This window comes from Vibrio sp., assembly GCF_984391705.1.
The window spans coordinates 394,687-408,857 of record NZ_CFHWOM010000001.1 but is presented as its reverse complement, the minus strand read 5'-3'; the positions used below and the strand labels follow the sequence as shown (position 1 = coordinate 408,857).

At 44.6% G+C, this 14,171-nt stretch carries 10 protein-coding genes; 2 read left to right on the top strand and 8 right to left on the bottom strand.

What is annotated here, in order from left to right; all coding sequences use genetic code 11:
* Positions 1-32: 32 nt before the first annotated feature.
* On the bottom strand, positions 33-1,373 hold the full coding sequence (locus AC4MRV_RS01945) for a carbohydrate porin (protein ID WP_491185727.1): 1,341 nt from the start codon (positions 1,371-1,373) through the stop codon (positions 33-35).
* Between the two features lie 452 nt (positions 1,374-1,825).
* Between AC4MRV_RS01945 and glgX the strand changes: the two genes are divergently transcribed.
* Together glgX and AC4MRV_RS01935 are read left to right on the top strand one after the other, a co-directional pair.
* Entirely contained in the window at positions 1,826-3,772 is a 1,947-nt protein-coding gene (gene glgX, locus AC4MRV_RS01940) for a glycogen debranching protein GlgX (protein WP_491185726.1), read from the top strand.
* Positions 3,773-3,924: 152 nt separating this feature from the next.
* Positions 3,925-5,691: a diguanylate cyclase gene (locus AC4MRV_RS01935; RefSeq protein WP_491185725.1), complete on the top strand. Its 1,767-nt coding sequence runs from the start codon at positions 3,925-3,927 to the stop codon at positions 5,689-5,691.
* Between the two features lie 37 nt (positions 5,692-5,728).
* On the opposite strand, the gene AC4MRV_RS01930 is transcribed toward AC4MRV_RS01935, so the two are convergent.
* From AC4MRV_RS01930 to siaM, 7 genes are all read right to left on the bottom strand, one after another.
* Positions 5,729-7,489, bottom strand: a complete 1,761-nt coding sequence (locus tag AC4MRV_RS01930; RefSeq protein WP_491185724.1) for an exo-alpha-sialidase — start codon at positions 7,487-7,489, stop codon at positions 5,729-5,731.
* 158 nt (positions 7,490-7,647) lie between these two features.
* Complete coding sequence (locus tag AC4MRV_RS01925; RefSeq protein ID WP_491185723.1) at positions 7,648-8,715, bottom strand: YjhT family mutarotase; 1,068 nt, start codon at positions 8,713-8,715, stop codon at positions 7,648-7,650.
* A gap of 12 nt (positions 8,716-8,727) precedes the next feature.
* Positions 8,728-9,885, bottom strand: coding sequence for an N-acetylneuraminate epimerase (locus AC4MRV_RS01920; RefSeq protein ID WP_491185722.1), 1,158 nt, complete (start codon positions 9,883-9,885; stop codon positions 8,728-8,730).
* A gap of 223 nt (positions 9,886-10,108) precedes the next feature.
* A complete protein-coding gene (locus AC4MRV_RS01915) occupies positions 10,109-10,942 on the bottom strand; it encodes a MurR/RpiR family transcriptional regulator (RefSeq protein WP_039477473.1) in 834 nt (277 codons plus the stop codon).
* A 79-nt stretch (positions 10,943-11,021) separates the two neighbouring features.
* Positions 11,022-11,900, bottom strand: a complete 879-nt coding sequence (locus tag AC4MRV_RS01910) for an N-acetylneuraminate lyase (RefSeq protein WP_491185721.1) — start codon at positions 11,898-11,900, stop codon at positions 11,022-11,024.
* A gap of 61 nt (positions 11,901-11,961) precedes the next feature.
* Entirely contained in the window at positions 11,962-12,852 is an 891-nt protein-coding gene (locus tag AC4MRV_RS01905) for a dihydrodipicolinate synthase family protein (RefSeq protein WP_491185720.1), read from the bottom strand.
* Between the two features lie 26 nt (positions 12,853-12,878).
* A complete protein-coding gene (gene siaM, locus AC4MRV_RS01900) occupies positions 12,879-14,162 on the bottom strand; it encodes a sialic acid TRAP transporter large permease SiaM (RefSeq protein WP_005470240.1) in 1,284 nt (427 codons plus the stop codon).
* Between the last annotated feature and the right edge of the window lie 9 nt (positions 14,163-14,171).

Here is a 14,171-nt window from a genome sequence, read left to right as displayed (position 1 = left end):
CAGCCAATTGGCTGCCTTGCAGTTTATCTGGCTTAGAACCAGATTTCTGTGTGGATACCGACAATAACTTCTTTACCATCAGTGCCGCCTAAGCCAATACCACCAGCACTTTCTTCTTCAGTGTTGTAGTAAGTTACGTAAGGCTTAATCTGTGGACGACCGAAGTAGTCTGCGTTAACAGTTACAGGAAGTGCTGCTTCTAGCATGTAGTATGTGTTGTCGTCTTGACGACCCCATGCTGCACCATCAGCAATCTTCTCTTTAGAGATACTACCTGTCATTTCAAAACGTAGGTTGTCGTTGATCTTGTAAGAAGGACGTGCTGCAACAAGGATACGAGTCAAATCTTCTTGACCGAACATTTCGTTAGTGATGAAGGCTGTTACTTCTGTACCTAGCTGCCAAGAGTCAGACACATTCGCAACACCGTAAGATGTTAGGAAGATGCTGTTTGAATCATCGCTAAAGCCGTTGTCACCGCTCCACGCACCGAAATTCACACCGCGGTTTGCTGCTGCGCCGTAACCGTAAGCAATACCTGTTTGGCTCCAACCATCAAAGCCGTAGTAGTCGCGGTTATACGTAATTGCTGCGCCAACACCATTGTCTGCTGCTGGATCCGTTTTGTTCGCACGAGTGATGTACTTAACGTCTAAGTTAAAGCTACCACCAAGAGCTTGAACACCGTGGTAGTAGGCGTTGTACGCAACGTTCGTTTCACGATCACTATTAACACCATTATTGATGTCATCATTCGTGTCTGCTGCAATCACTGCGAAACCAGCTGTGTTACCGCCAAGCTTCGTTTGGAAACCTGCACCTAGACCCGATGACTGGTTCCAAAATTCGCCAGAAAGCAGACCTGCTGAACGGTTAAAGTATCTGTGACCACTCCAGATAGAAGTGTCTTCACCAAGGAATGAAATTCCGCCCAGCTCTACATACGCTTCTTTGATTTCAAACTGTGCTTTATCGTTTGATTTTTGGCTACCCTCTGAAGAATAAGCAAATGAGTTGCCGTTACCAAATTCAGAGCGAACTACAAAGTCAGACCAAACACCATTGTTGTGCTCTGTATGTTTCTTAATAGTAAACTCAACTTGGTTAGTGCTTTGACCAGAAGTGCCTGCGCTATGGTAATCAGGTTTACCGAATTCCGAGTCGATAGTTTCACCATCTTTCATGCGGAAGTTTGCAGACATGTAACCATGAACTTCCCAACCGTCAGCAATTACTTCTGTTGGGTTTGCTACTTCAACTTCCATTGTCGATTCGCCAGCTGTTACATCTAATGCAACATCTGTTTCAGCCAATACATATCCCGATGTCAAGGCAGTTGCCACTGCAGCAGCTAACACGCTTACTTTTTTCATTTTTAACTCCATTTAGGGTTTATTATTCTTTTCGCTCTCTTATCGATACATCCTGAAAGGCAGAACAGGTGGCTATTAAAAAGAGAGGTAAGATAGGACTTAGCTTCAAATGAAACCTTGTCCTCATTTGTTTCAACTGCGGCTAGATTACAAGGGGAGTAGAAGTACGACTTCATCCAAGAAAAATTAATTTTGGGGGGATGAGAAAGGAGGAGAAAAATAACCAAATGATATATTGGTGCGCTAAATCACACATTCTAGGAGGAGGATAAAACAGATCAGAAACATTTCTTAGAACAAAATGCCAACTCGCTCACTAATTGAATTAATTGTGCAATAAATTTGAAATAAAATTACATTTACAATTTTTATCTAAGGCGCTTGACCAAACTCTAACAACACTATTTACTTAAGTTTCGCTATATAGAACACAATATTTGTAAGTAATGACCATGCAGTGCGCTCTTCCATACCCATTAGGTGCCACACCCAATCAGCAAGGGTGTAATTTTTCGATCTATGCGCCTGATGCAAAAAAAATTCAATTAGCTATTTTCGACAAAACTGGTGAGTTTTCTACTTACCCACTTGAAGGAGAATACGCAGGAATAAAATTTACGTTTGTTCCAGATATTCAAGCTGGGGCTCAATACGCATATATTATAGAGTCCAAAGGTAAGCCTCATTTAATCTCAGACCCTTACGCTAAAGCGATCGCTAAACCTCTTCATTATTCTTTGCCTTTTAATTCAGAAAAAAGCTTTGACCTTGCACGCTGTGTCGTTGTCGATGATAGCTTTGACTGGCAAGGGGTAACACGCCCTCAACGCCCGAGAGAAGAGATGGTGCTGTTTGAAACCCATGTTAAAGGGCTATCAAAACTACATCCTGACGTCCCATTTGAAAACCAAGGCCGCTACCTTGGACTTGTCAGTGATGCGATGCTTGAGTTTTATAAGCAACAAAACATTAATACTTTACAACTCTTGCCTGTTGCGGCTTGCATGCACGAGCCTCATCTTTTGAAGATGGAGAAGGTTAATTATTGGGGCTACAACCCATATTTGTTTATGGTGCCAGATCCAAGATATGCAGAAAAAGATGCCGTTTTCGAGCTCAAAACAGCGATTAGAGAACTGCACCGAAATGGTATTGAGGTCATTCTAGACGTCGTTTACAACCACACAGCGGAAGGTGGATCAGACGGCCCACTTTTTAACTTAAAAGGGTTAGATAAACGCTATTACCTAAAACACGGTGAGCATTACGCAAACTACACTGGGTGTGGAAATACAGTCGACCTCTCATATCAGCCGAGCCTTAACTTGGTTATGGATACTCTGCGCTATTGGGTTAACGAATATCAAATTGATGGATTCCGCTTCGATCTCGCCGCCACATTAGGCCGTCACGGTGATCATTTCAGCCAAGAAGCAGGGTTCTTTAAAGCCGTTGCTCAAGACCCTGTATTACAGCAGGTAAAATTGATCGCTGAACCATGGGATATTGGCCCTAACGGTTATCAAGTCGGCAACTTTCCTTTTGGTTGGAACGAATGTAACGATAGGCTGCGAGATATTACACGCAGCTTTTGGCGAGGGGATCACGGATTTTTAAAAGAGTTTGCAACCCGACTCATGGGATCTCGCGATCTCTACAGTGCTGCAAATTGGCCTTATAAGTTAACCGTCAACTACATTACTTATCACGATGGGTTTTGTATGCAAGACCTCGTCTCCTATAAGCACAAACATAACGAAGCTAACGGAGAGCACAATCGAGATGGGCACGGAGATAACCGTTCCGATAACTATGGCTTTGAAGGGAGTAGTGAAAATCCTTCCATCATTGAAAAACGCGAAAAACAGAAACGTAACTTTATGGCAAGTTTACTCTTCGCGTTCGGTATTCCTCATATTCTGACTGCAGATGTCTTATCTCATACTCAACGTGGTAACAACAATGCTTACTGCCAAGACAACGAACTCAGTTGGTTGGACTGGCACATGGATAAGCGAAAAGATTGCTTCAGAGTTTGGCTCGCAGACATGATTGCCGCAAGGCAGACTTACATGGTGCCATTCATTCGCGCGTTCAGCGGTGAGAAACGAAACGACAACCGAATCTATTGGCGTAGACTTGATGGCTCTTATATGGAGCATGACGATTGGAATAGACTAAGTTCAGTGGCTCTGCACCTAGGTATTGGTGAAGAAGGAGAAGAGCTGTTTTACTGCATAAACCAAACGAATGCGCCCGCTCGATTTACCTTACCAAAGAATAAGCAATCAGACTGGACCATGATTTGTAACACAGACTCCCATGAGCTCCATCAATCGATTGATCACAAGCAAGTCCTTGTAGCCCCTGCATCTATTGCGATCTTTCACGCAAAATAGTAAATATTTTTTAGCGGCATGGTGACATGTCGCTCACTTCTATAACATTTAACAGCTATAGACTGGATTAATATGCATTGATGTGCTTGTAAAATCCATTTAGTATACCGGACATAATTACTATATATCCCCGTATCAATCAGTTGGCATAAATGGCGTTACCAAAACTACTTATTAGAACGCTCAGACCGTACATCATTCTTCTTGTTATAGGGATGATTTACGCGGCGTATCATCAGCTCAATCAGTCAGAGAAAAGTGCCTATCAGCAATCCTTTTCCAATCTTAAAACGGCTTCTCATTTGATTTCTTCTCAGGTAGAAGCTGCAACCAGTAAACTTCATTTGCTTGATGATTCCTTCTCTCTTAGTGACTTCGATTCAACCGCTAAACGTATTCTAAAACACTCTCCGGCCTACACAGATATCATCACCGTAAACCGAGAAACAGGGCAATACCGCTCAATTCAGCTGAACTCTACCCTGTCAGAGCGAAGCCCAGGTATTATCTGGAGCCCACTCAGCAAAGTGACTCCCCAGTTTACAGTCTCTTCTATTTACGAAAAGCTACCCGACCAATGGGTGTTTGCAGTGCGATATATACAGAGCAACCTTAACGAGATTTGGATAGAGTTTGATCTGAAATACACAACGCAGAGTTTACGCGGCCTAAGAACGCTATCTAACGGCTATGTTTTTGTCGTCGATAGTACGACAGGCCGATTGGTGTTCCATCCTGATCCTGCGCGCATTGGTACTCCATCCGTCAGTTACCTTGCTGGGATCAGTGAAATGATCACCAATGGTTTAAGATTTGGCAAACATGAGTATTACTACAAAGATCAATATAAGGTTTCGGTCTTTGACGCTGACAACCCATATCATTGGGTATTTATTTCAGGTACTGACCGCTCTGATATTTTGGCAAGCTCTTATCAGTTTTCACTCACTGCGATTGTAATCGCGTCCCTATTGTTGCTCGCGATGGTATTTAACTATCTCACATACCAACTTAATCAATCACTTGCCGACCTAAACAATAAAGATGATCTCCCTGAGTTTAAACACCATTTACGCGCCATCCTAGATCGTTTCTGCCACCACAACGGCATTCAACTTTGCTTCTATGATTCAGACTATGGTTACTTTAGTACCATCGACTACCATGGGAATAGTCATGTTGTTCTTAAAGATAAAGATCTGGCTAAACGATTTTCACCAAGCTCTCTAAGCTATACTGGAAAACGTTACGCTGACCCACTGGCCAAAAAACTAAAAGTGAACTCAAGACACTACACTATCCCGCTGTTCGATAAAGAAAGCTTAATCGCCGTAATCTATATGAAAGCGACGCTGCCGACCTATCGCAGCATTTTGAGGATGATACGAGATTACTCTGAAGTTGCTTTATCTAATCTATTGCTACACAAAAAACTGCGCAGTAAAGATGTAATGACTCACCTAGATAACAAGCTGACTATCCGTGAAAAAATTGATTCAAACTTGGATAAAGAAGGGATATACCTAGCCATACTCGATATTGATCACTTTAAACGCATTAATGACATCCACGGACATCAATGCGGTGACCACGTCATTCTCCACACGGCGGAGTTAATGAAAAAGTGCTTCCCTAAGCCAGGTGCAATCAGCTTAGCTAGGTATGGTGGGGAAGAGTTTTGCATGTTGTTTTATGCTAATGATGAAAACGACGCCTACGAACAATGCGAGTTGTTTAGACAGATGGTCGATCAAACCGAACTGAGCTATGAAGAAGTTGACGTGAGATACACGGTAAGTATTGGGATCACCTCAGCCCAAGACAGTCAGCACACAACCATTGGCCGAGCAGATAAAGCGTTGTATCAAGCTAAAGGCCTCGGACGTAACCAAGTCGTGCTCAATACCTTTAGAGCCTAATTGTAAAAGGGAAGTGATTCGTCACTTCCCTTTTCGTTTAGTTCACACTGTCGATATCAATCACCATAAAACGAATCTCAGTGCTGGATGTCGCTTCATAAATCACACCAATATCTTCGTTTCCTGAAGCCCCTTTGTCTTGAAGCTGAATCAGATCGGAATAGGCACTATAGCCATCTCTAAACTGAGTTCTCTGAGTAAAGTTATAGTTGCCAGCACCATCATCTACCGCACTCCAAAGCGCCAGATCATTTCGGTCTGAACTCACGGCTGAATTTCCTTGAGGGCCTGACATTAAGACGCGACTATCTCCGTAGCGCAGTAAACCAATATCCACTTGATCTAACTTGAAGAACAACGCACCATTTGTCGAGTAACGCTCTTCTTCAATCATCGTCCAGTTAACACCTCGGTCTGAACTCACAAAGTGATAACGGTTAAAATTACCAGTGCCCGTTACTCCATCATTGCGAGCAGACATCAAAAGCCTACCGTCATTAAGCTCAACCATATCTGCTTCACTTGGCTCAAGCGCATACGTTGGTGTTTGATTCCCAGCGTGCCAAGTCACGCCATGATCATCACTGTAAATAGACACGACCGACAACTGAGTAAACGCATCCAATATAATTGCAGGAAAAATCAATCGCCCATTGGTTAACTGAATACCCTGACCTGGGCCAGCATTGATGCTCTTCCACCCCGGATCACCACGACCATTTCGTGCACTGGTTTTCGTCCAGCCTTGTTCAGCAGGGTGTTTAATAATGGTTCCGTTGACTCGCTCCATTAAGCTCGCATCAAAATAGAACTGCTGATTGTCTGCAATGGAAAAATCTATCGTGTGATAAGCAGAGGCACCTTTGGTCGATGAACATCCATTCCCCCAGGTCACTGTTTTACTAGAATGGCTTTGACCAGACCAATTTGTCGCTACGAGAGTTCCATCGACATAGAAACTCGCCGTGCTACCTTGACCGACAATTTTATAATCGTGGTAGGCGGAGATATCGAAGTCCATTGGAAACTCAAGATTGGCACCGTCAGAGTACAACACGGCTTTTACTGATTTATCAGCATTGACCTGAAGGTCGGCTAAGAAACGTTTACTGCCATTACCGTAGTACTGCACGTTACAAGAACCATCTGCAACACGGGAATTCCAACTCAAACTCCAACCATCACTATTCGCTTGATCGATCTGGGCTTGTGACGGTGTCGCAGACCAAGTTGCACGTCCATCAATACTGTTGGTCCCATTTGCCATCCAATTGACATCTTTCACTTGATCTAACACATCAATTGCTGCGGACCATGTCTGTCCGTTGTCATCACTGGTTCGATAAAACAATTTGTGTTTAGGGTCATCAAACGGAACACAATTTCCGTTTTGGGCACAGTTGTTATCCCACTTAGTGTAGAAAACAAACATTCTCCCAGTCGTCTTATCAACAAATGGGCGAGGGTCCGAATAGGCTTCATTAGCCACTTCATGGATAACGGTATAATCACTCCACGTGACGCCATTGTCTGTAGAGCGACGACTTTTGATGCTCGTAGGATAACCACTGCCAGGATCTTTATTGGAAGCTCGTCCTTCGGCAAAAGCAACTAAAGACCCATCTTGAGCAACCACGATTGAAGGGATGCGATAGTGGCTACTGCCGCCTTCACCACCTTTAAATACCACAACATCTCGTAAATTAGGTGCAACGGCATGTGCGCTCATCGGGGCTACTAGCATCCCAAGAGTCAATAGTCCACACGCCACTAATCCCTTCTTTTTAAACTGTTCCATCACTGAATGTCCTCTTACTATTTGGTGTTCGACCTGCAAGCCAAAGACAAATAAAGGGTGTAAAAAGCCTCTACACCATTGGAATATGATGCAGAGGAGAATCGTTTGGTCTTTGACTATTCTTTGTGGCGAAAGCGTTATCTATAGGGGGAGGTAACTTATCGCCAAGTTAGTGCGTAACAACTTGATAGAGCTTGTCCTTTACTTCCTTCACCTCCTAATATGTACATTTTATTGCTGGTTGAAATCGACACGCCATAAGCAACACCTTCTGGTATTGAGGTCGCTTGGTGCCACTTATTGCCATCGAATCGCCATACTTGATTGTTGTAGTGTTTGGTCAATCCTTGATGGCTGTACCACTGCCCTTTCAGGAAATTTCGTTGACTGCCGATGAAAAACGCCCCACCGGCTGCAATAATCTGGTTATTCACCGTGCCACAGAAGTGACCTGCTAAGCCTTCATGATTGTTAGCGACTTGCTGTATTGAAGGCAATTTTGTCGAGCTAAGGCTATGTGGTGATTGAAACTTAAATCGCTTGGTCTCTAAGCTTCTAAGCCCGGGTTTAACTTCACCTTCAATAAGCGTAATGCAGTTACCCTGACGCACGATCCCGGCACCACAGTTCGCTGGAAAAATATTGCCTGCGACGAGCGACCATTTCTGCTGAATGGTCTCAAACTGCCAGACATCTTGATTCCACCCGTAAGCTTCAATCGGGCGAGACATAAATTCCGTTAGCATAGCGCGATGTTTTTCTGGTTCAGTCTTAGGATCAACCTGTGAAATTGCCGCGAGAAACGTATCAAATGTCTCTTTACAGTAACCACCGAAAAACACCAACCGACCCGGCTCTAACTCGCATACTGAAGCGCCTAAGAAGCCCACTGGTGTTTGGGTGGTCAGTTTGTCCCATTTATCGATTTTCGGGTCATAGACATAACCATCATCAAGCACCACAGGCGGCTGTTCGGCACTTAAACATCCCGCTCCAGAGAAAACATACAGTCTGTCATTACTCACTGTGTAAGCCGCATCATTTCGAGCCACTCCACGAAACTCTGCCGCGCTTTGCCAGCCATGTTCAGGGCAATCTAAATCATAGAAAAATAGGCGCTTCCCTGCGCTCCCTAAACCAGCATAGAGTGTGTTGCCGATAACACCTCCTACCCCGTTTTTCACCCCAAATGGCAAGGGTGGAAAATCTTCAATGAGTAACGACATTGTATGAACCCCTTAATCGTTAATGTCTACTGATGAACCATTCCACGACAGCATATAGACCTTATTGCTTGCACTGCGATCGCTCTTTTCACCACCTGCAATCAATACTCCTTTCGACGCATTGAATGACGCGCCATAAGCAAGGCCCTCTGGCAGGTTATTCACTTGTTTCCACAAGCCTTCTTTTTGCACATAAATCTCTGGGTTGAATGCTTTACTGAATCCATCATGAGCGAACATTTTGCCGCTCTCAAAAGCAGATTTAGCGCCATGGAAGTTGGCTCCACCAGCAACAATCACCACACCATTACTCTCACCTGCAAACGCCCCTGCGACCCCTTCTTGCACATCTAAAGACTTAGGTGCAGGCATCGCGTGTAAGCTTTGCCACGGTTGCTGTTGGCCAAATTGATAGGTTTTAACCTCCGCTGTTCTTAGACCCGGCTTTATTTCCCCGCTAATCAAAAGCGCCTGTTCACCCTTAGCGACTAGCGCACTACCACAATTTGGTAGGTAAGGTGACTGGCCGAGATCACTCCACTTGCCTGTAGCAGGTTGGTAGCTTAAAACTTGGCGATTCCATTTATAATCTGTTGGTTTCATTCCCATGTAGTCATCGACGATTTTCTGCCAAGCTTCTGGCTCTGCTTTTTTATCCGTCGTCAGTACGTCATGAAGGTATTGGTCAAAGTAAGCTTTGTTGTATCCACCGAAAAAGACCACTTGTTTGCCATCAGGCGAGTAGGACGCAGCGCCCAGTAGACCCACGGGAGACGTCGTATTCGTTTGCGCCCAAGAGTCTGACTCAACGTCATAGCGATATACGCTATCAAACAAGATTGGCGCAGCATCAGACGCATTAACTTTGCCCGAGCCACCAAAGACATAAATTTCGTTGCCAATCACAGATGCCGTTGCCCCATTACGAGCAGGGCCACTAAAGTCAGCTCTTTTTTGCCAACCTTGAGATAGGTTATTTAAATCAAGCATGTAAAAGTCTTGTCCCGCCGAACCGAGTCCAACGAAGACTTTATTGCCCGCTTGGGCGCTCACGCCACTTTTAATGCCTACAGGAAGATCAGGCCACTCATTGGCAGCCAGCGCGTTAACACTCAACACCAGAGAAGCAGCAAGTAAAGGTGTATGAAGTATTGAGTTTTTGATAGTCATTATTGTTATTTCCTTATTAGGTGACCCTACCACTCATTTGGTCATGGATTGGCGCAGTCATTTCCAATTACGCCTTTGTACAAAATTCATACTAATTATTGATCAATGAAAAAATATTTCTTTGATCAACTTAACAATAAAAAATATTTTCACCATCAAATAAAATAAAAGCCCATCATTTTGATGAGCTTTTAATAATCACTTTTAAATCAATAAAATAGAGTTACTTCATTAATGGCAGAACCACTTCCGCCGTCTCCATTACTGATTCAGTATATTCTGGGTAGCTGTCTAATAAGGTGTTGATCAGAGCATCAACCAATAATAACGCGCCGACTTTTGAAGCAAACGCACCACCGGTCAATGGACCTTCTGGCCTTGCTGCGACCAGCAGTTCATCGGAAATGGCCGATAGCGGGCTGTGGCTAATATTAGTCAATGAGACAACCGGAACACCGCGTCGATGGGCTTGTGTCGCTGCGTGGATAACCTCTTTAGTCGAACCTGAGCTCGACACAGAAAACCACATATCACCACTGTCACTGCGGCCTGCACTCATTGCAGCCAAGTGCGTGTCCTCGTACATGATGGCTTTTTTGCCAATACGCACTAAGCGGTAAGCTAAGTAACGCCCGACAATACTTGACGCACCAACACCGACGCAGCCGATGAAACGAGCGTTATGAACCAGCTCGCAGATACGTGCCAATGATTTACGGTCAATCAGCTTAGCCGTATCTTGCAGGCTATCTACGGCGCTTTGCGCAGAGATATCGCAAATATCACCTTCAACTGGAGTTTGGTTCTGCGAGGCCGTCTGACTTAAATCAACCGCCAGTGCCATTCTGAAATCAGAATAACCTTTGTAGCCCATATCGCGACATAAACGCACCACCGTTGCTTCACTCGTTTGAGTATTACGAGCAAGATCGGTAATAGTTTGAAACTGAACGTCATGAGCGTTTTCTAGCACGTAGTCCGCAACTAGTCTTAGTTTTTTACTCAACGGCTCAATATTAGAACGCAATCGAACTAATAGATTTTTAGGCGAATTCACTAGGGCCTCTTTACATTTATTTGGCTGAGCTAAAAGTATCAAACTCAGTCTGTTTTGAACACCAGCATAGGCTTGATAATCACATAAAGTTATTGAAACTAAAAGTTTCAATCATCTTGTTAATCTTGCTTTTAGCTTCACTATCTAGCCCAAGGAATGGCGCTCTACATTCACCATAGTCGATACCGAGTTCTCCCATCGCATACTTAATGCCTTGGTAAACACCAACATCAAGCAAAACTTCCGTCACTCGATTAACCTGCTTTTGCCTTTCGAGTGCCTTGTCTAAGTCACCTTCAAGTACCGCTTGGTAAAGTTCAACGTACTGCTTTGACATCAAGTTATAGGTACTGCCGATCCCGCCACTCGCTCCCATCTGTAGGCCACTAATGAGCATGGTATCTTCACCGTGGAAGATAATACTTTCCGGTATTGCCTGACGTAATCTCTCGATAAAAAACATATCTGTAGTGGTATGTTTGATACCAATTACGTTCTCTAACTCTGACAGTTCGAGGAGTTCTTTGTGATCAAAGTTAACACCTGTCGTACCCGGAATATTGTAGAGCAACAAAGGAATCGGCGAGTATTGAGCAAGACTCTTGTAGTATTGAATCATTTCTGCCTTGCTAAAACCGTAGTAGAAAGGTGGCGTGGCCGAAATGGCGTCATAGCCCGCTGCAACTGCACTATCGATTAACTGTAAAGCCTCATGCAATGCAATAGCGCCAACATGCGCAATCAGAGGTACACGTCCATTATTGACTGATGAAACCGCATTGAGCACCTGTTGTCGCTCATCAATACTCATCAGAAAACATTCCGATGAGCTGCCGCCGATATAAAATCCATGTACACCTTGCGTGATATGGTGCTCGACCATCGCGGGAATTTTATCAAGTTGCAGCAAACCGTTAGATGAAAATGGTGTCATCAAGGGAAGGTAAATGCCCTGCATATAAACCTCTGAGAATTTGAAGCATCAATATGAGGGAGGCAAACCTCCCTCTTTAGCTAAATTAGAGAAAGTTTGCGTCGCGCAGTTTCGCCAACACATCGGCTTTTTGGTTTGCGCTTAGTGCACGGATTGGTTGGCGAGGGTCACCAGCATCAATGCCGTGTAATTGCATCGCCACTTTACCTGCGGCAACACCGCCATACTCAACCAACACACGGATAATCGCGATGACTTTGTCCATTGATGCAGCCACTTCATCATGCTTACCTTGATTAAACGCTTCAATGATCTGCAAATAAAGCGGCGCGGCATAGTTATAGGTACTGCCAACCGCCCCAACGGCGCCTACTGCAAGACCTGCAGGTAGAAACTCATCGACACCGAAAGGAATATCAAACTTGCCACCAGAGACGCGCACACATCGTTGGTACTCATACAGATCAGCGTTATTAAACTTAGCACCAGAAAGATTTGGAATGCGCTGCTCACCTTTGATCAAAAACTGTTCTAGATCGAGATTTACCCCAGACATCCCAGAGTGGTAGTAGTAGAAACCTTTCGATGGTGCGGCAGCCGCAACCTGCGCGCAATATTCGACAAGATCATCTACGCTACCTGGCTTAAAGAAACATGGCCCGATGGCTGACGTCGCTAGAATATCGAGGGTTTCTGCGTGCTCAGTTAAGTTCAGCGTATCAACAATACTCAGAGCGCCAGTGTGCAGGATCAAATCAAGCTTGCCATCTGCCGCTTTCACCCAGCGCTCGGCTACCGCTTTACGTTCATCGACCGAACAATGAATCCCTTCTCCGGTTGTGCCACATACATACGCCCCCTTTACGCCTTGCTCAATCAGTAGCTCGGCAATTTGGTCGATTGCCGCAAAGTTGACTTTGTTGTTTGCGTCAAACGGGGTGTGGGGAGCGGCAATTAGGCCAGTTAACTTATTCATTTTTAATACCTTTAATAATTTCGTTTCTACTGTCCGTAGCCCAAGAAGATTTCAGGAAGCAACAGAGTGAATTGAGGGAAAACGGCAACGAGTGCAAGCACGATAAATAGCGGCACAAGCAATGGAATCACACCGCGCGTTAACACGTGGAATGGAATATCACCCACACGTGATACGACGTATAACGCCATACCCATCGGCGGAGTTAAGATACCGATCATCAGGTTCAAGATAGCCATTACACCAAAGTGAACTGGGTCGATGCCCACCGCCCCCGCGACAGGTACTAGGAAAGGAACCAGCAGCAGCAATAGCGCCAATGATTCAATAAAGGTTCCCAAGAACAGTAGCAGTAAGTTGATAAGTAGTAGTAAAACGAGTGGGTTCTCACTGATGGTTAGGAAGTAATCAGCAAGCATTTGTGGCAGCTGTTCACGTGCAACAATCCAACCAAATACCGTTACACCCATCACCATTAACGCAACCACAGCCGTGGTGTTAACCGTTTCTCTTAAAATTTCAACAAAGCCGCTTAGCGTAAGTTGCTTGTACACGACTGTACCTAAGAACAAAGCGTATAGAGAAGAAACGACCGCCGCTTCCGTTGGCGTGAACTTACCTGAGAAGATACCGCCAATAATGATCACTGGCGTCAGCAAAGATAGGAAAGCTTCTTTAAAAGATTTTAACTGCGCTTTACGTGATGCACGCGGCAATGTCATATAGCCACGCTTCTTACAGATAAAGTAGCTCATCGTCATCAGAGCGGCACAACACAATAGTCCAGGGATCGCACCTGCCAAGAACAAAGCACCGATGGACGTATTAGAGACCACACCATAGATGACCAAAGGAATTGAAGGGGGGACCAATGGACCAATAATACAAGAAGCTGCCGTCAAACCACCGGCGAAATCATCGTCATATTTAGCATCACGCATCGACTTAATTTCGAGTTGTCCTAAACCACCCGCATCAGCCAAAGCCGAGCCCGACATACCAGAAAACAGTAAGCTCGCCATGATGTTTACGTGGCCCAAACTGCCCGTAATATGGCCAACCATAGATTTAGCAAAGTTAAAGATTCGCTCTGTGATGCCTGCACTATTCATCAAGTGACCAGTCAAAACAAAAAACGGAACCGCTAACAATGTGAAGTTGTCGATACCACCCAGCATTTGTTGAGCAGCAAAGTTAATACCTGTGCTATTGGTAACAAGCAAGAACACCAATGCAACGAAAATCAGCGAAAAGCCTACCGGCATACCTGCAAACAGTAGCCCTAGCCAGCCAAAAATTGAACCTGCCATAAGGATTCC